The following is a 17269-nucleotide window of genomic DNA, read 5'->3' as shown; positions in this document are numbered from 1 at the left end:
GCGCAGGCCGCGATCTGGGACCACATCCGTGAGGCCCGCCGCGAGGGCCTGGCTGTGCTGCTGATCTCCGCCGACCTGGACGAGCTGATCGGCCTGTCCGACACCCTCCGCGTGATCTACAACGGCAAGCTGGTCGCCGACGCCGATCCGGCCACCATCACCCCGGAGGAGCTCGGTTCGGCGATGACCGGCGCCGCGACCGGTCACCTGGAACACGACGAGACCCCCGAGACCCCGGCAGACACCCCCGAGATCCGCAAGTCTCCCGAGTCCGGCGAAGACGAGGCCCGCTGATGAAGAAGTTCGACAAGGAGCGCGTGCTCCTTGCGGTGGCCGGCCCGGTCATCGCGCTCGCCGTGGCCTTCGTGCTCAGCGCGATCGTGCTGATCGCCTCCGGCAAGAGCCCGGTCGAGCCGTACACCCTGATGTTCGAGCAGCTCGGCTTCTCGGACATCCAGGTCCTGATCATCAACCAGGCCTCGATGTACTACATCGCGGCCCTCGCGGTGGCCATCGGCTTCCGCATGAACCTGTTCAACATCGGCGTCGACGGCCAGTACCAGCTCGCCGCCATGATGGCCGCGGTCGTAGGCGCCCACGCGAACCTGCCGGCCGCCCTGCAGATCCCGCTGCTGCTCCTCACCGCCGTCTGCACCGGCGCCTTCTGGTCCGGAATCGCCGGTGTCCTCAAGGTCACCCGCGGTGTCAGCGAGGTCGTCGCGACGATCATGCTCAACGCGATCGCCACGTCGGTCATCGCCTACCTGTGGCTGCCGAACGTCTTCGGCGTGAAGGTGGGCAACAACAACACCACCGGCGAGATGCACGAGTCCGGCTGGGTCCCCGGCATCAACATGGGCGACGCCGGCGAGATCTACGGCCTGGTCTTCCTCGCCGTCCTGCTCGGCATCGCCTACTGGGTCGTCCTCAACCGCACCCGCTTCGGTTTCGACCTGCGCGCCTCCGGCGCCTCGCAGACCGCCGCCGCGGCCAGTGGTGTCGACCCCAAGCGCATGGTGCTCACCGCCATGCTGCTGTCCGGCGGTCTCGCGGGTCTCGCTGGCCTGCCGATCCTGCTCGGCGACAGCCACACCTACAGCCTGAACTTCCCCACCGGCATCGGCTTCCTCGGTATCGGCATCGCCCTGCTCGGCCGCAACAGCCCCGTCGGCATCGCGTTCGCCGCCCTGCTGTGGGCCTGGCTCGACAAGGCCTCGCCCGAGCTGGACTTCCACGGCTACGACAAGGAGATCGCGGTCATCATGCAGGGCCTGATCGTGCTCTCCGTGGTCGTGTCCTACGAGGCCGTCCGTGAGTGGGGCCTGCGCCGCCAGCAGCGCCAGGTCGGCGCCGAACTGGCCGCCGGTCACGTCCTGGGCGCCGACAACAACACCACGAAGGAGGTGGCTGGCCGATGACCGCCCCGACCTCGGCGACCGACGTCAACCAGCCCACGCTGCAGCCCGCGGCACCGACCGGCCGCCGCCTCTCGTGGCCCGTCCTGCTCCTGGCCATCGCCGGAGCCCTGGCGCTGACCTCGATCGTCCGCATCATCACCGGCGCCGACGGCATCACCAACGTCAGCCAGATGTCCACCGCGCTCCAGCTCGCCGTGCCGATCGGCCTCGCCGGTCTCGGCGGTCTGTGGGCCGAGCGGGCGGGCGTCGTCAACATCGGCCTCGAGGGCATGATGATCCTCGGCACCTGGTTCGGTGCCTGGGCCGGTTTCCAGTGGGGTCCGTGGACCGGTGTCGTCGTCGGCATCATCGGTGGCTGCATCGGCGGCATCCTGCACGCCATCGCCACCATCACCTTCAGGGTCAACCACATCGTCTCCGGTGTGGCGATCAACATCCTGGCCCTCGGCATCACCCGCTACCTCGCGCCCCTCGCCTTCGAGGGTCACGCGGGCGGCTCCGCCAAGCAGTCCCCGGCGGTCGACTCCCTCGGTCACTTCACGGTGCCGGGCCTGTCCGACGGGCTCAGGGACCTGAACAACCAGGGCTGGTTCTTCATCTCGGACATCGCCGGTCTGCTCGGCGGTCTGGTCACCAACGTCTCCTGGCTGACTCTGATCGCCGTGGCGCTGATCCCGGGCACCTGGTGGATCCTGTGGCGCACCGCCTTCGGTCTGCGGCTGCGTTCCTGCGGTGAGAACCCGGTCGCGGCGGAGTCCCTCGGCGTGAACGTCTACAAGTACAAGTACATTGCCGTGATCATCTCCGGCGGCCTGGCGGGCCTCGGCGGTGTCTTCCTCTCCATCGTCGCCAACCCCTTCTATCTGGAGGGCCAGGTCAGCGGCCGCGGTTACATCGGCCTCGCCGCGATGATCTTCGGTAACTGGATGCCGGGCGGACTCGCCCTCGGCGCCGGCCTGTTCGGCTACACCGACAGCCTCAACCTGCGCGGCGGCTCCACCAACGTCCACGCACTGCTGCTGCTCGGAGCGCTCCTGCTGATCATCGGCGCCATCTGGCTGGTGGTCCGCAAGAAGTACGCCTCCTCGATGATCACGGCGGTCGTCGGCGCCCTGGTGTACACCTGGTACGCGACCACCAACGAGGTGCCGAACCAGGTCGTGTCCGCCACGCCGTACGTCATCACGCTCATCGTCCTCACTCTGTCCGCGCAGCGCCTGCGGATGCCGAAGGCGGACGGTCTGCCGTACAAGAAGGGCCAGGGCAAGTGACCCCGGCCGCCTCCCACGACGTCGACTGGGACCAGCTGCGCGCGGCGGCCCGGGACGCCATGTCCCGCGCCTACGCCCCGTACTCCGGCTACCCGGTCGGTGTCGCGGCCCTGGTCGACGACGGCCGTACGGTCACCGGCTGCAACGTCGAGAACGCGTCGTACGGCGTCGGCCTGTGCGCCGAGTGCGGACTGGTCTCGGAGCTGCAGAACACCGGGGGCGGCCGCCTGACGCACTTCACCTGCGTCGACGGCGAGGGCGACGTCCTCGTCCCCTGCGGCCGCTGCCGCCAGCTGCTCTACGAGTTCGGCGGCCCGGAACTGCTGCTGGAGACCCCGGCGGGCATCCTGCCGCTGTCGGAGATGCTGCCGCAGGCCTTCGGGCCGGGCCACCTCAGAAAGTAACTCCTGTGCGGCCCTTCCGAGTTGCTCCAGTGAGCCGCTCGGAGGGGCCGTGCCGTTTCCGAAAGTTCGGCCGGAAGGAAAGTCATGGCCATGGACGCAATCTCTGTCATCCGCACCAAGCGCGACCGCGGTGAGCTCAGCGACGAGCAGATCGACTGGGTCATCGACGCGTACACCCGCGGGGAGGTCGCCGACGAGCAGATGTCCGCTCTCGCCATGGCGATCCTGATCAACGGCATGAACCGCCGCGAGATCGCCCGCTGGACGGCGGCGATGATCGCCTCCGGCGAGCGCATGGACTTCTCGTCGCTGTCCCGCCCGACCGCCGACAAGCACTCGACGGGCGGCGTCGGCGACAAGATCACGCTGCCGCTGGCCCCCCTGGTCGCGGCCTGCGGCGCGGCCGTCCCCCAGCTCTCCGGCCGGGGCCTCGGCCACACCGGCGGCACGCTGGACAAGCTGGAGTCGATCCCGGGCTGGCGCGCCCTCCTCTCGAACGAGGAGATGCTGTCGGTCCTGGACGGCACCGGCGCGGTGATCTGCGCGGCGGGCGACGGCCTGGCCCCCGCGGACAAGAAGCTGTACGCGCTGCGCGACGTCACCGGCACCGTCGAGGCGATCCCGCTGATCGCCTCGTCGATCATGTCGAAGAAGATCGCGGAGGGCACCGGCTCCCTGGTCCTGGACGTGAAGGTCGGCACGGGCGCCTTCATGAAGACGATCGAGGACGCGCGCGAGCTGGCCTCCACGATGGTGGGCCTGGGCACGGACCACGGCGTCAAGACGGTCGCGCTCCTCACGGACATGTCCACCCCGCTCGGCCTCACCGCGGGCAACGCCCTGGAGGTCCGCGAGTCGGTGGAGGTCCTGGCGGGCGGCGGCCCGGCGGACGTGGTGGAGCTGACCATCGCCCTGGCCCGCGAAATGCTGGACGCCGCCGGGGTGAAGGACGCCGACCCGGCCAAGGCCCTGGCCGACGGCTCGGCGATGGACGTCTGGCGCCGCATGATCGCGGCCCAGGGCGGCGACCCGGACGCGAAGCTGCCGGTGGCGCGCGAGCAGCACGTCATCAAGGCCCCGTCCTCGGGCGTCCTGACCCGCCTCGACGCCTACGACATCGGCGTCGCCGCCTGGCGCCTGGGCGCCGGACGCGCCCGCAAGGAGGACCCGGTCCAGGCCGGCGCGGGCGTCGAGATGCACGCCAAGCCGGGCGACACGGTCACCGAGGGCCAGCCCCTGCTGACCCTGCACACCGACACCCCGGAGCGCTTCGAGTACGCGCTCCAGTCGGTCGAGGGCTCGTACGACATCGCGGGAGCCGGGACGGACTTCACGGCTTCGCCGGTGGTGCTGGAGCGGATTGCCTGACCAGGGGTTTCCTCGTTCGGGTGAACGGGATCGGTGGACCTCCGCCGGTCCCGTTCGGCATGCTGGGATCGGTGACGCACCGATAGGAGACCGCCATGAGCGCACTCACCGTGAGCCAGGACCCCGACCAGAACTGGGACGACCTCGTCCGGTACTGGGAGGAGATGGAATGGCCCGAGGGCAGCAAGGTGGAGATCATTGAGGGGATCATCACCGTGTCACCTGCTCCCGCATCCCGCCACAACGTGATCGCGGCCCGTATCCAGCGTCGCCTCTACTCGGCGATCCCCGAGGACTGGGAGATCTTCCAGACACTGGCGATCGCCGTGCCGTCACGTTTGGGCATGCTCATCCCTGACCTGCTCGTGGCTCCCGTGCAGGAGTGCGCGGAGGCGGAATCCCACATCCCGGCGGCCTTGGCCGAACTCGTCGTCGAGGTGACCTCCAAGTCCAATGCCCACCACGACCGCGTCAGCAAGCCCGCCGCTTACGCCACCGCCGGGATCCCGCTCTACCTGCTGATCGACCGCTGGGCACCCGGCGGGCCCACCGCCACGCTCTTCGGAGAGCCGAAGGGCGATGTGTACCGGGTGTTGAGCGCCGTGAAGTTCGGTGACCCCATCAAGCTGCCGGACCCGTTCGGCGTGACGATCGACACCGGCGAGTTCCCGGTCGACTGACCGTCAGCCCAGCAAGGCGGCGACCACCACCAGCACCGGCACCGAAATCACCGTCGACAGCAGGATCGAGTCCCGCGCCAACCGCTCGCCCACCCCGTAACTCGACGCATACGTATAGAGGTTCTGCGCGGCGGGCAGCGCAGACGTCACCACCACGTCGAGCAGGGGAGCGCCCCGCAGGCCGAACACCCCCGCTGCCAGCGCCCAGGCCGCCGCCGGCTGGCCGACCGACTTCAGGGCGACCGAGAGAAACACCGGATGCCGGTCAGGCCCCCGGCCCGGCATCGTGCTGCCGCACAGGGAGATGCCGAAGGCCAGCAGGACCGCCGGGACCGACATACCGCCGATCAGGGTGAGAGGGTCCAGGACGGGGGCAGGGATGCGCAGCCCACTCGCCGACACCGCCACGCCCGCCAACGAGCCGACCGCGATCGGGTTGCGCAGCGGGGTCAGCAGACGGCGCCACAGCGGGCCCTTCCCGCCCCCGCCGGACAGGTCGAGGATCGTCAGCGCGATCGGGGTGACCCCGACCAGCTGGAACAGCAGCACCGGCGCCACCAGCGAGGCGTCGCCCAGGACGTACACCGCGATCGGGATGCCGAGGTTGCCGGAGTTGACGTAACTGGAGCACAGCGCGCCGATCGTCGTGCGGCCCACTCCCCAGCACCGCACGACACCCACCGCGACGAAGACGCCGGCCGCCGCGGCCGTGCTCAGGGCGGTGACCAGGAGGCGGCTGGAGAAGATCACCGAGAGGTCGGTCTGTGCCAGCGTGGTGAACAGCAGCGCCGGGGACGCCACATGGAAGGCCAGCTTGGTGAGGACCTCGCGGCCGTGGTCGCCGAGGTAGCCGCGCCGGCCGATCGCATAGCCCACCCCGATGACGACCGCGATCACCGCGAAGCCCGTCAACACCCCCTGCACGGCACCTCCTTGGCGGAAATGAAACCGCAGGGTATTCGGGAAGGTGCTGATACGTGGGGCATACAGGCAACCCTCCGGGGAAGGAGGGCACCGGGTCAATGTGATCCCGGCAGGCGGACACCCCACGGCGCGGACACCTGGCGGCGGGCGGCGGACGGGGATCTGCGGCCGCGATGAGTTATCGGTCGCCGCCCGGTCTACCGATCGTGGATGCCATGACACCCGCTGTACTCGTGCTGGCCGGCCCCGTCACCCGGGATGAGGTGGCAGGGCTGTGCGACGACGTGCGGGCCCGGCTGGAGGCCGGCGGAGCGGGCGTCGTGGTGTGTGATGTCGGAGGGCTCGGGCCACCCGGACTGGGCGCCGTCGACCTGCTGGCACGGCTCCAGCTCGCCGCCCGGCGCGCCGGGGGCCGGATACGGCTGCGCGACCCCGACCCCGCGCTACACGCCCTCCTCGACCTGGCCGGCCTCCGCTTCGAGGTGGAGAGGGAGCCCGAACAGCGGGAACCAGCGCTTGGTGTCGAGGAAGCAGTGGAACCCGGTGATCCGGCCGTCTGAGACCTCCAGCACCTGCACCGCCCATGGCGTGAAGCCGCCCGCTTCCGGGTCCGGCTTGTACTGGGCGAAGCCCGGCAGCCCGTTGACCTGGACCGGCAGCAGACGCGAGTCCGCACAGGGGGCACCGAGCGTCGTCATGAAGCCCGTGATGTCCTTGACGCCGGTCAGCCACAGGTCGAACGGCGGCATCGTCATGATGGCGTCCTCGTGCAGCAGGGCCGTGAGTGCCGTCATGTCGTAGCCCTCGAAGGCTGCGACATACCGCTCCAGGAGCTTTTGCTGCTCCTCGTCCAGCGGATCGGAGACGGCGGCCTCGGCGCCCGGCTGCTGCTGCTCGGCGAGCGTGGCTCGCGCCCGCTGCAACGCGCTGTTGACCGAAGCGACCGTCGTGTCGAGCAGCTCGGCGACCTCGCTCGCCTTCCAGGCCAGCACCTCGCGCAGGATCAGCACCGCCCGCTGCTTGGCCGGCAGCTGCTGCAGGGCCGCCATGAAGGCGAGCCGCACCGTCTCCTTGGCGACCGCGGCCTCCGCCGGGTCGTCGGTGCCCGGCAGCACGCGGTTGTCCGGCATCGGCTCCAGCCAGGTGTTGTCCGGGCGGGGCGAGAGGGCCGCCTGTGCGAGCGGGGTCGACTCCGTGAGGTCCATGGGCCTGGCCCGCTTGTTGCCGGCCGTCAGCATGTCCAGGCACACGTTCGTCGCGATGCGGTACAGCCACGACCGGAGACTGGAACGCCCCTCGAACTTGTCGTAACTCCGCCAGGCGCGCACCATCGTGTCCTGCACCGCGTCCTCGGCCTCGAATGAGGAGCCGAGCATGCGGTAGCAGTACCCGGTCAGTTCGACGCGGTGTTTCTCCAGCCTGACGTCCAGGTCCGTCGTCGTAGTCGCCGTGCCGTCGCTCATCGTCCACCCACCCCTGTGGCCCTGTCCCGAAGTGCGCCTCATCGCGCCAACACTTCGGAAGCTACCGCAGCCCACTGACAATGGCCCCCGGAGCGGACAAAGCCGCAGGTCGGAAGGGCTGATCAAAGGCCGCTGGGGCGCACCCATGGACAAGGGGTGCGCCCCAGCGGCGTGGTTCGGGGATGCGGCTCAGGCGAGCGGCAGGCCGTTCAGGGGCAGCCCCTGGGCCGGCAGGGTCTGCGCCACCGGCAGACCGCCGAGCAGCCCGGCCGGGCCCGCGGCCAGCGCCTGCTCGGCAGCCGGCTGGGCGGCGGCCAGACCGGCGCCGAGTGCCTCCTGACCCTGGGCCAGCCCCGCACCGCCCTGAGCCAGCCCCGCACCGGCGGCGGGCGCCGCCTGGGAGAGGTTCTCGGCCGGCAGCGTCCTGGTGACGCTGTCCAGCGCCGAACCGGCGGCGTCCGGGGCGACCGGCGCGGCGTTCGCGGCACCCGCACCGGCGGCGGCGAAGGCGGCACCGAGAGCGGCGACACCGAGGGTCTTGGCAGCAGACTGCTTCATGAAGGTAAGTCCTCGAAATTCGTTACGGGGTTGTGAGCGGTTCTCGACCGTAAACACGCCCCGCATGCCACCGCAAACATCGAAATGCGGACGGATTGTGAATGGCGTCCGTATTCCGTGTGCACGGGGGACTCCCGCTCAGCCCTCCTCGCCCTCAGAACCGCTGGTAGAGCTGGTCTGACGGAACAGCCACTCGGACTTGAGTTCGGCATATCCGGGCTTGATCACGTCATTGATCATGGCCAGTCGTTCATCGAAAGGAATGAACGATGATTTCATCGCATTGACGGAGAACCACTGCATGTCGTCGAGCGTGTAACCGAATGCATCGACAAGGTGCTCGAATTCCCGGCTCATGCTGGTGTGGGACATGAGGCGGTTGTCGGTGTTCACGGTGGCGCGGAAGTGCAGGCGCCGCAGCAGACCGATGGGGTGCGCGGCGTACGAGTCGGCCGCGCCCGTCTGGAGGTTGGAGCTGGGGCACAGCTCCAGCGGGATGCGCTTGTCCCGGACGTACGAGGCGAGCCGGCCGAGCTTCACGGAGCCGTCGGCCTGCACCTGGATGTCGTCGATGATGCGTACGCCGTGCCCCAGCCGGTCGGCGCCGCACCACTGCAGGGCCTGCCAGATGGACGGCAGGCCGAAGGCCTCGCCCGCGTGGATGGTGAAGTGGTTGTTCTCGCGCTTGAGGTACTCGAAGGCGTCCAGGTGCCGGGTGGGCGGGTGGCCGGCCTCGGCGCCCGCGATGTCGAAGCCGACGACGCCCAGGTCGCGGTAGCGGTTGGCGAGTTCGGCGATCTCCAGCGCGCGGGCGGCGTGCCGCATGGCGGTGAGCAGTGCGCCCACGCGGATGCGGTGGCCGTTCTCCCGGGCGATCCGCTCGCCCTCCCGGAAGCCCTCGTTGACGGCCTCGACGACCTCTTCGAGGCCGAGTCCGCCCTCCAGGTGCTGTTCGGGCGCGTACCGCACCTCGGCGTAGACGACCCCGTCCTCGGCGAGGTCCTCCGCGCACTCGCGCGCGACCCGGACGAGGGCCTCGCGGGTCTGCATCACCGCGACGGTATGGGAGAAGGTCTCCAGGTACCGCTCCAGGGAGCCGGAGTCGGCGGCCTCGTGGAACCACACGCCGAGCTTGTCGGGGTCGGTCTCGGGGAGCTGGGTGTAGCCCGTCTCGCGGGCGAGCTCGACGATCGTGCCGGGACGGAGCCCGCCGTCGAGGTGGTCGTGCAGCAGAACCTTCGGCGCCCGGCGGATCTGGTCCGAGCTCGGGGTGTTCGCCTTCGGGGCAGTCTCGCTCGTCATTTTCGCACTCTAACGCCTACGCGCGTAGATGACTCCCTCATCGCTGATTTCTCTGCCGGCGTCGCGCATTCCTCCCCTCGTGTACGAATCCGGCTGGTGTACGAATCCGTCGATACGTAACGGTGACCCCAAGGACGGGTGGCGTACACCCGTGCTTCTGACACTGTTCTGTCATGGCACAGCAAGTGACGCCGGTGCGCAGGGTCCGGCTGGGCAAGGCGATCGGGCCGGAGCCGACGGCGGTGAGCGGAGTGGTACTCCTGCTTCCCGGAGGTGACGAGGTCTCACATCGCAAGCCGGCGACGTTGTTGGCGACCTCCTACGTGCGCACCCTCGGGCGTCGGCTGGCGCGGGCAGGGCGCGAGGAGGGGCTGGCCGCGCATGTCGTCCGCTACCGCTTTCGAGGGTGGAACGGCAGTGACGCGAACCTCGTGAGCGACGCGTTGTGGGCGGCCGACGAGGTCGTACGGCGCTACGGCGACGTCCCCGTGTGCCTCGCCGGGATCGACATGGGCGCGCGGGCGGCGGTGCGGGCAGCCGGCCATGAGGCCGTCAACTCCGTGCTGGCGATAGCTCCCTGGCTGCCGGAGGAGGACGTGGCGGCGTCACCCGAACCGGTGAAACAGCTCGGGGGGCGGCGGGTGATGTTCGTGCACGGCACCAACGACGAGCGGACCGATCCCGAGCTGTCGTTCCGGCTGGCGGAGCGGGCGAAGAAGGCGAACCGGGATGTATGCCGGTTCGAAGTGCACTCCGACCGGCACGGGTTGCAGCAGCACCGGGACGAAGTCCTCGCGCTGGCCGAGGACTTCGTCATCGGGGTGCTGTTCGGGCGGGCGTTCTCGCGGCCTGTCGCCGATGCGTTCGCGGCTCCGCCGCCTTTGGGGTTGCGGATGCCGCTGGCTGCGGGGTTCGGCAAGTCGTTGCGGCGGTAGCGCCGCGGGGGCCTGTCCCGTCGGCGGGTGCGGGTTGTTCGTGGCTGGTCGCGCAGTTCTCCGCGCCCCTGAGGGCGGTGCGCCTACGTGGGCAGCAAATTGCCCCTTCTTGACAGCAGGAACCTCTTGAAGGCCGCCACCGGAGGTGTGTCCGGGCGGTCGGCCATCCAGGCGACGCCGATTTCTCGTGCCGCGCGTGGGGCGGTGACCGTCAGTTCTGCCACGCCCGGGCGCGGTACGGCCGGCGGCGGCAGGAGTGCGACTCCCAGGCCCGCCGCCACCAGACCTCTCAGCGTCTCCGCCTCCTCGCCCTCGAAGGCGACACGGGGCCTGAAGCCTGCCTCCTTGCACAGGTCGTCGGTGATGCGGCGCAGGCCGTAGCCCGGTTCCAGGGTCACGAAGATCTCGTCGGCCGCCTCCGCCAGGCGGATGCGCTTGCGGCCGGCCAGGCGGTGGTCGGCGGGGACGACCAGGCGGAGTTTCTGTTCGTCCACACGGCGGGCGACCAGGTCGGGGGCGTCCGGGACAGGGGACGTGAGGCAGAGGTCGAGCTCGCCGGCCCGGAGTCGTTCGAGCATCGCCTCGCCGTAGTTCTGGACCAGGCTGAAGCGGACGCGGGGGTGGTCGGCGCGGAAGGCGTGGATGAGGCCCGGGACCGTTTCGGCGCCCATGGTGTGCAGGAAGCCGAAGGCGACCTTGCCGGTGGCCGGGTCGGCGTCGGCGCGGACCTCGTCGGCTGCGCGCCGGATCTCGGCCAGGGCCCGCTCGGCCGACGCGAGGAAGGTACGGCCGGCGGGGGTGAGGGAGACCGTACGGCCGTGGCGGGTGAACAGGTCGACCCCCAGGTCCTGTTCCAGGCGGACCATGGCACGCGAGAGCGTGGACTGCGGGACCTGCATCTCCTGGGCGGCCCTGGTGACGTGCTCGGTGCGGGCCACGCCGGCGAAGTACGCGAGGCGGGGCGCGAGCAACATCGTCATGTCATCTGTGTCACTGGATGGTGACAGCCGAGGCTGTGAACTGTACTGATGCGCCATGGGAACGATTATGGCGAATCCATGCATTGGACGGATGAGTGGGGGCGTACGTAGCTTCGAAGCATGTCTCCCGCCAGTACCGGGGCGTCCACCACCCTGGGCGCCGCACCTTCAGTCCCTGTCGTCGACTCCCGAATGTCCCCGGGCGGCCCCGGCTACCGCCGGATGAGCTTCGCCCTCTTCCTGGCAGGTGTCGCGACCTTCGCACTCCTCTACTCCACGCAGGCCCTGCTGCCGCTGATCTCCGGGGAGTTCGGGGTGGCGGCGAGCGAGGCGAGCTGGACGGTGGCGGCCGCGACGGGCGGTCTGGCGCTGTTCGTGCTGCCCATGAGCGCGCTGTCGGAGCGGTACGGACGCCGTACGGTCATGACGGCGTCCCTGGCGGTCGCGGGGGCGGTCGGTGTGCTGGTCCCCTTCGCACCGAACCTGACCTCCCTGGTCGTGCTGCGGGCGGTCCAGGGTGCGGCGCTGGCGGGTCTGCCGGCGTCGGCGACGGCGTATCTGGCCGAGGAGGTCCGCCCGAAGGCGCTGGTGACGGCCATCGGACTGTTCGTCGCGGGCAACAGCGTCGGCGGGATGAGCGGCCGTGTGATCACCGGCTGGGTCGCGCAGGAGTGGGGCTGGCGGATCGCGGTCGGCGTGATCGGCGTGCTCGCGGTGGCGTGCGCGGTGGCCTTCCGGCTGCTGCTGCCGGCACCGCGCCACTTCAAGCCGGGCTCGCTGCGTCCGCGCGTCCTCGCCCGCGCGGTCCGCGACCACCTCTCCAACCCGCTGCTGTGCCGCCTGTACGCGATCGGCGCCCTGTTCATGACCGTCTTCGGCGGCGTGTACACCGTCATCGGCTACCGCCTCACCGAGGCGCCGTTCTCGCTGCCCCAGGGCATCATCGGCTCGATCTTCCTCGTGTACCTGGTCGGCACGGTGTCCGCGTCCACGGCGGGACGGCTGGTGGGCCGCCTGGGCCGCCGCGGCGCGCTGTACGCGGCCGGGGCCACGACGGCGGCGGGCCTGCTGCTGTCCCTGGCGGACTCGCTCCCGCTGGTCCTCCTCGGCCTGGTCCTCATCACGGGCGGCTTCTTCGCCGGCCACGCGGCCGCCTCCTCGGCGGTCAGCAAGACGGCCACCCATGGCCGAGCCCAGGCATCGGCGCTCTACCAGTCGGCCTACTACATCGGTTCCAGCGCCGGCAGCACGGTCGGCGCGGTGGCCTTCCACGCGGGCGGCTGGGCCGGCACGGTCGGCGTCGGCCTGCTGGCGGTGCTCGGCGTCGTGACGATCACGGTGTTCGGAACCCGGGCGGCACGGCTGGAACAGCGGCGACTGGCCACGGCGGCCTGAGGTGGCCGTGGGGTGCGGGGCAGGGCGTGGGTTGTGAGGCTCAGCTCGTAGGTTTTCGTTCCTGTGGCAGAAAACGGGTGCGCCCCGCCGGACATCGGCGGGGCGCAGTCTGTTTTAGTGGTTACCAGGCCTCGCGCGTCTTGTTCGCCTTGTCCTCCGAGGGGAGCAGGATCCACAGGGCTATGTAGAGCAGGAACTGCGGGCCGGGGAGCAGGCAGGAGATCAGGAAGATCGCGCGCATCGTCGTCGCGGAGGTGCCGAAGCGCCGTGCCAGCGCGGCGCACACTCCGCCGATCATGCGGCCGTTGGTGGGTCGGGCGAGCGCGGTCATGGTGCGGCTCCTTCGCGAGCGTCGGTCGGAGGCCCCCTTGTGGGGCCTCCCGAGGGCTTCCCTCATCTGACATCCACGCTACGGCGACGAACCGGGCAAAGCGTCACTCTATGGAGCTATCCCGACCCTGGGAATCGTCGGGGTCCGACCCTGAGTGGGCTCCTCCTGGGGAACGGTCGCCCGGTCCGCGCCCTCGGACCTGCGGCGGAGCCGGGCGCGGGCCGCGGGTACGACCGCCGCGTGCGCCAGGGCCACGCCCACGGTGTTCAGCAGCAGGGAGTCGACGTCGACGATCTGGCCGGGTACGCCGGTCTGCAACAGCTCGATGCCCAGCGAGATCAGGGCGCCGGCCGCGACCGCGCGGACCAGGGAGCCCAGTGGGGAGGCGTTGACCCTGCCGTGTGCCATCGGGATCAGCACGCCCAGGGGTGCGAGCAGGGCGAGTCCCTCGACGATGTGCCGGGCGCCCTCCTGCCAGCCCAGCGCCAGATCGGCTCTGATCCCGGCGAACGGCCGCAAGTTGGGCGGCATCACCCAGGGGACGTCCAGCGGGCGCAGCGTGAGCCAGGCGACGAACACGAGGTGCGCGACCAGGAGAACACCCCCCGTCGCACGGATGCGGATCACGGCGCTGCCGCCGATGGAGCCTTGACGCTGCACGCCCCCCTAGACGCGCCCCCCGGCAGGATCGGTTCCGGGAGAGGGCTTACGGGGGTGAGGCGTCCGCCACACGGGCCTCCGGCGGTGGGTGCGCCGTCTATTGCCTGCGGCGGCCCGTCGCGGTTCGGGGGGTGTGCGTAGCGCCTGCGGTGCGGTGGGTGGGTCGGGGCCGGGCCGGGGGGTCTCCGTCCTCGGACCGGCGGTCGGGGTCGGGCAGGGTGTTGCTGGCTCTTGACGCCGGCCACTGCGGGCGGACCCCCCCGGCGCGTCCCCTTACCGCCAGGCGACCGCGGCCCGGTGGGGGCGCGCCTTCCGGCACGCCCCCTGCCGCCCTGGGCGGTGCCGCGTCGTGGGGGTCGGCCGTGGTCTTCGCCGTCAGTTGTCCGTGATCTCCGTCGACGGGGGCTCGTTGCTGCCGGGGCGGGTGCGGACCTCGTCCGTGCACTCGTAGCGGCGCAGGGGGTCGGCGCCCGGGCCGCCCAGGATCACCGAGCCGTCGCCCTCGGCGGCAGTCGAGTCCGAGAAGGTGCAGACGATCTGGGCGAGGGCGTACGAGGTGAGGTCGTTGGGCGGTGTGCTCAGGCGCAGGGTCTCGTCGGGGTCGCCGGGGCGCGGGCCGCTCACGGTCATGGCGCCGCGGACGTCGGTGGTGTAGCCGGCCTCCTTCTCGGCGGCCGACGGTGTCGCCTCCAGCTCGTCGAGCAGCCCCTGCGCCACCAGCACGCGCCGGGCCGAGTCCGCCGTACCGTCCGTCACCCGCACGGTTCGGTCCACGGCCACCAGCTGTGACCCGCACAGCAGGAACACCTGCACCGGAAGCCCGCGCGTGGCCTGCGTCGACACGTTCGGTTCGGAGAGCGAGCAGTGCACGCGCGAGGGAGCGGGGCCGAAGTTGGTCGGCACCTCCGTGGAACGGATGCCGCACCCGGTCAGCAGCGCTGCGGTCGCTGCGGAGAGGGCAAGGAGGCTGCCTACCCGCGTGCGGCGCCCCGAGAGGGCCGAGGGCCCGTGCGGGCGTGCGGCGCCCTCTGAGGCGGCAGGCAGCCCGTGTACGCGCGTGTGGTGGGCCGGGGTGGCCGAGGGCCTGGGTACGCGCGCGTGTGCGTGGTGGCCCGGTGCAGCGGAGAGGCCCTGCGCGGGCGCGTGCTGCTCCACATCGGCCGGCACGCCGCTCGGGCCCGTCCGGCCGTCGGCGCCGTATCCGTCGCGTTCTTCGGGAACGCCCGCCCGGCCGCGTACCTTCATCAGGCGTCCCCCTTCTCCGGCCCGTCGGAGCCCTTGCCGTCGGTCTCGTTGGCGTCTGGTTGTTCCGCCAGCTTGGATGCGTCCCGCGGCAGGCGCAGGGTGAACACCGCGCCGCCGTCGGGGGAGTTGGCGGCGGTGATCTCGCCGCCGTGGATGTGGGCGTTCTCCAGGGCGATGGACAGGCCGAGGCCGCTGCCCTCGGAGCGGGGGCGGGAGGCACTGGCCTTGTAGAAGCGGTCGAAGACGTGCGGCAGGACGTCCTCGGGGATGCCGGGACCGTGGTCCCGTACGGCGATCAGGATCGAGTCGTCCGCCTCCCGGACCGCGACCCGGACCGGCGAGCCGCCGTGCTTGAGCGCGTTGCCGATGAGGTTGGCCAGGATGACGTCCAGGCGGCGCGGGTCCAGGCGGGCCATGATGCCGCGCTCGGCGTCCAGGTCGACCGCGTCCAGCCAGGCGCGGGCGTCGATGCAGGCCGTGATCTGGTCGGCGAGGTCGACCTCGTCGATGACCAGGCGGGCCGTGCCCGCGTCGAAGCGGGTGACCTCCATGAGGTTCTCGACGAGGTCGTTCAGGCGGCGGGTCTCGCTGACGACCAGGCGTACGGCCGGTTCGATCATCGGGTCCATGGAGCCGGTCTCCATCTCCAGCTCCTCCTCCAGCACTTCCGTCACGGCAGTGATCGCGGTGAGGGGGGTGCGGAGTTCGTGGGACATGTCGGCCACGAAGCGGCGGGACGCCTCGTCGCGGCCGGCCATGTCGGCGACCCGTTTCTCCAGCGCCTCGGCGGCCTTGTTGAACGTCCGGGAGAGATCGGCCAGTTCGTCCGTGCCGGAGACGCGCAGGCGGGTGTCCAGCTTGCCCTCGCCGAGCCGGCGGGCGGCGGCACCGAGGCGTTGGACCGGCTTCAGTACGGTCGTGGCGGCGGCCTGCGCGAGCAGCGCGGAGCCGATCAGCGCGAGGCCGGTGGCGATGCCCAGCGACCAGGCGAGGGAGTTGAGGTCCTTGGCCTCCGGCTCCAGGGACTTGAGCATGTAGCCCGTCGGGCCGCCGCCGATCACCTTCGTGCCGGCGACCAGGTAGGGGGTGTCGTCGGCGACCGTCCGCTGCCAGTACAGGTGGTACTCGGCCTTGTTGGAGGAGTCGACCTGCTGCTTCTCGTTCACCGCCGTGCGCAGCGACTGCGGCACGTCCTCGAGCGTGAAGCCGTCCAGGCCGCCGGAGTTGCCGTACACGGGCTTGCCGTCGGCGCCCTGGGCGACGAGCAGCACGCTGAAGCGCTGGCTGCTGTTGGCCATCTGCCCGGCGGTGTGCTGCAGTTCGTCCTGCGTCGGCTCCTCGGGCAGCAGGCCCGCGCGGTTCTGCATCTCCTGCTCGAAGTCGCGCAGCACCGCGTCCTGGGTGCGGGTGAGCACCGCCTCGCGGTTGAGCCAGTAGGCGATCCCGGACGCGGACACGGCGGCCGTGAGCGCCACGAGGCCGAAGACGACCACCAGTCGCAGGCGCAGGCTGGTGAAACGCAGCCTCGACCACACTCCCTTGCGAGCCGCGACCCAGCCGCGCAATCCCCCCTGCTCGTCTGTCACTGAGGCGCGTCCAGGCGGTAGCCGACTCCGCGGACGGTACGGATGAGCGTGGGGGAGGACGGGACGTCCTCGACCTTGGCGCGCAGGCGCTGGACGCAGGCGTCCACGAGGCGGGAGTCGCCCAGGTAGTCGTGCTCCCAGACGAGGCGAAGGAGCTGCTGCCGGGACAGGGCCTGACCCGGGCGGCGGCTCAGTTCCAGGAGCAGACGCAGCTCGGTCGGGGTGAGCTGGAGGTCCTCGCCGTTCTTCGTCACGGTCATCGCCGCACGGTCGATGACCAGGCTGCCGTACGTCGCGGCGTCGTTCGACTCCCGCTCGCCGCGCCTGAGCACTGCCCGGATGCGGGCGTCGAGCACCCGCCCCTGGACCGGTTTGACGACGTAGTCGTCGGCGCCGGACTCCAGTCCGACCACGACGTCGATGTCGTCGCTGCGCGCGGTCAGCAGAATGATCGGCAGCTGGTCCGTGCGCCGGATGCGCCGGCACACCTCGAACCCGTCGATGCCGGGCAGCATCACGTCCAGCACGATCAGGTCCGGCCGCTGCTCACGCAGCAGTTTCAGACCGTCCTCGCCGGTGGCAGCGGTGGCCACACGGTGTCCCTGGCGCGTCAGTGAGAGCTCCAGGGCCGTACGGATGGCGTCGTCGTCCTCGATCAGCAACAGGGAAGGCACGGGGCTCATTCTGGCCCATGCGGGGGTCGTGTTTCGACACCTGTACGAGCTGTACGGCTACGGGCACGTAGCGCT

The 17269-nt window shown here is 70.7% G+C and carries 18 protein-coding genes and 1 pseudogene; 9 read left to right on the top strand and 10 right to left on the bottom strand.

Annotation, left to right across the window (positions count from 1 at the left end; genetic code table 11):
- The 6 genes and pseudogenes from ACFY5C_RS40725 to ACFY5C_RS40700 all read left to right on the top strand — a co-directional run.
- A pseudogene (locus tag ACFY5C_RS40725) lies at positions 1-294 on the top strand (heme ABC transporter ATP-binding protein); the annotation flags it as partial.
- The gene (locus tag ACFY5C_RS40720) at positions 294-1418 is read left to right on the top strand and encodes an ABC transporter permease (protein ID WP_389455137.1); all 1125 of its coding nucleotides are present in this window, start codon (positions 294-296) and stop codon (positions 1416-1418) included. The pseudogene ACFY5C_RS40725 and the gene ACFY5C_RS40720, both read left to right, overlap by 1 nt.
- A complete protein-coding gene (locus tag ACFY5C_RS40715) occupies positions 1415-2689 on the top strand; it encodes an ABC transporter permease (RefSeq protein WP_389455135.1) in 1275 nt (424 codons plus the stop codon). The genes ACFY5C_RS40720 and ACFY5C_RS40715 overlap by 4 nt, the downstream gene beginning before the upstream one ends.
- Entirely contained in the window at positions 2686-3093 is a 408-nt protein-coding gene (locus ACFY5C_RS40710) for a cytidine deaminase (RefSeq protein WP_389455133.1), read from the top strand. The genes ACFY5C_RS40715 and ACFY5C_RS40710 overlap by 4 nt, the downstream gene beginning before the upstream one ends.
- A 90-nt stretch (positions 3094-3183) precedes the next feature.
- Positions 3184-4461 (top strand): thymidine phosphorylase, encoded by a 1278-nt coding sequence (locus tag ACFY5C_RS40705; RefSeq protein WP_389455131.1) that lies wholly within the window; start codon positions 3184-3186, stop codon positions 4459-4461.
- A 95-nt stretch (positions 4462-4556) separates the two neighbouring features.
- Positions 4557-5141, top strand: coding sequence for a Uma2 family endonuclease (locus tag ACFY5C_RS40700; RefSeq protein ID WP_389455129.1), 585 nt, complete (start codon positions 4557-4559; stop codon positions 5139-5141).
- Between the two features lie 3 nt (positions 5142-5144).
- Here the strand turns inward: ACFY5C_RS40700 and ACFY5C_RS40695 are convergent, their stop codons facing one another.
- Positions 5145-6065, bottom strand: coding sequence for an AEC family transporter (locus ACFY5C_RS40695; protein WP_389455127.1), 921 nt, complete (start codon positions 6063-6065; stop codon positions 5145-5147).
- 173 nt (positions 6066-6238) lie between these two features.
- Here ACFY5C_RS40695 and ACFY5C_RS40690 point away from each other — a divergent pair, with 173 nt between their 5' ends.
- Positions 6239-6625 carry an STAS domain-containing protein gene (locus ACFY5C_RS40690; protein WP_389455125.1) on the top strand — a complete coding sequence of 129 codons (387 nt, stop codon included), beginning with the start codon at positions 6239-6241 and terminating at the stop codon, positions 6623-6625.
- On the opposite strand, the gene ACFY5C_RS40685 is transcribed toward ACFY5C_RS40690, so the two are convergent.
- The 3 genes from ACFY5C_RS40685 to ACFY5C_RS40675 form a co-directional block, all read right to left on the bottom strand.
- Entirely contained in the window at positions 6509-7528 is a 1020-nt protein-coding gene (locus tag ACFY5C_RS40685; protein WP_389455123.1) for a sigma-70 family RNA polymerase sigma factor, read from the bottom strand. The two genes, ACFY5C_RS40690 and ACFY5C_RS40685, sit on opposite strands and share 117 nt — an antisense overlap.
- Positions 7529-7717: 189 nt before the next feature.
- Positions 7718-8086, bottom strand: coding sequence for an ATP-binding protein (locus ACFY5C_RS40680; RefSeq protein ID WP_389455121.1), 369 nt, complete (start codon positions 8084-8086; stop codon positions 7718-7720).
- Between the two features lie 138 nt (positions 8087-8224).
- Complete coding sequence (locus ACFY5C_RS40675) at positions 8225-9388, bottom strand: adenosine deaminase (protein WP_389455119.1); 1164 nt, start codon at positions 9386-9388, stop codon at positions 8225-8227.
- A 173-nt stretch (positions 9389-9561) separates the two neighbouring features.
- Between ACFY5C_RS40675 and ACFY5C_RS40670 the strand changes: the two genes are divergently transcribed.
- Positions 9562-10323, top strand: coding sequence for an alpha/beta hydrolase (locus ACFY5C_RS40670; protein WP_389455117.1), 762 nt, complete (start codon positions 9562-9564; stop codon positions 10321-10323).
- 83 nt (positions 10324-10406) lie between these two features.
- On the opposite strand, the gene ACFY5C_RS40665 is transcribed toward ACFY5C_RS40670, so the two are convergent.
- Complete coding sequence (locus ACFY5C_RS40665; RefSeq protein WP_389455115.1) at positions 10407-11360, bottom strand: LysR family transcriptional regulator; 954 nt, start codon at positions 11358-11360, stop codon at positions 10407-10409.
- 63 nt (positions 11361-11423) lie between these two features.
- Here ACFY5C_RS40665 and ACFY5C_RS40660 point away from each other — a divergent pair, with 63 nt between their 5' ends.
- Positions 11424-12698: an MFS transporter gene (locus tag ACFY5C_RS40660; protein WP_389455113.1), complete on the top strand. Its 1275-nt coding sequence runs from the start codon at positions 11424-11426 to the stop codon at positions 12696-12698.
- 121 nt (positions 12699-12819) lie between these two features.
- Here the strand turns inward: ACFY5C_RS40660 and ACFY5C_RS40655 are convergent, their stop codons facing one another.
- The 5 genes from ACFY5C_RS40655 to afsQ1 all read right to left on the bottom strand — a co-directional run bounded on the left by ACFY5C_RS40655 (position 12820) and on the right by afsQ1 (position 17194).
- Positions 12820-13029, bottom strand: a complete 210-nt coding sequence (locus ACFY5C_RS40655) for a PspC domain-containing protein (protein ID WP_389455111.1) — start codon at positions 13027-13029, stop codon at positions 12820-12822.
- Positions 13030-13137: 108 nt separating this feature from the next.
- Positions 13138-13689: a VanZ family protein gene (locus ACFY5C_RS40650; protein ID WP_389455109.1), complete on the bottom strand. Its 552-nt coding sequence runs from the start codon at positions 13687-13689 to the stop codon at positions 13138-13140.
- 375 nt (positions 13690-14064) lie between these two features.
- Positions 14065-14625: a hypothetical protein gene (locus ACFY5C_RS40645; RefSeq protein WP_389455139.1), complete on the bottom strand. Its 561-nt coding sequence runs from the start codon at positions 14623-14625 to the stop codon at positions 14065-14067.
- Positions 14626-14933: 308 nt separating this feature from the next.
- Positions 14934-16520: an ATP-binding protein gene (locus ACFY5C_RS40640; protein ID WP_389455107.1), complete on the bottom strand. Its 1587-nt coding sequence runs from the start codon at positions 16518-16520 to the stop codon at positions 14934-14936.
- Positions 16517-17194 carry a two-component system response regulator AfsQ1 gene (gene afsQ1, locus ACFY5C_RS40635; RefSeq protein WP_031477770.1) on the bottom strand — a complete coding sequence of 226 codons (678 nt, stop codon included), beginning with the start codon at positions 17192-17194 and terminating at the stop codon, positions 16517-16519. The genes ACFY5C_RS40640 and afsQ1 overlap by 4 nt, the downstream gene beginning before the upstream one ends.
- Positions 17195-17269: the final 75 nt, after the last annotated feature.

Origin of the sequence: Streptomyces sp. NPDC012935, from assembly GCF_042900345.1 — a bacterium.
GTDB lineage: Bacteria > Actinomycetota > Actinomycetes > Streptomycetales > Streptomycetaceae > Streptomyces.
Note: the sequence above shows the minus strand (reverse complement) of the source record. Positions and strands in the feature narration are given on the sequence as shown.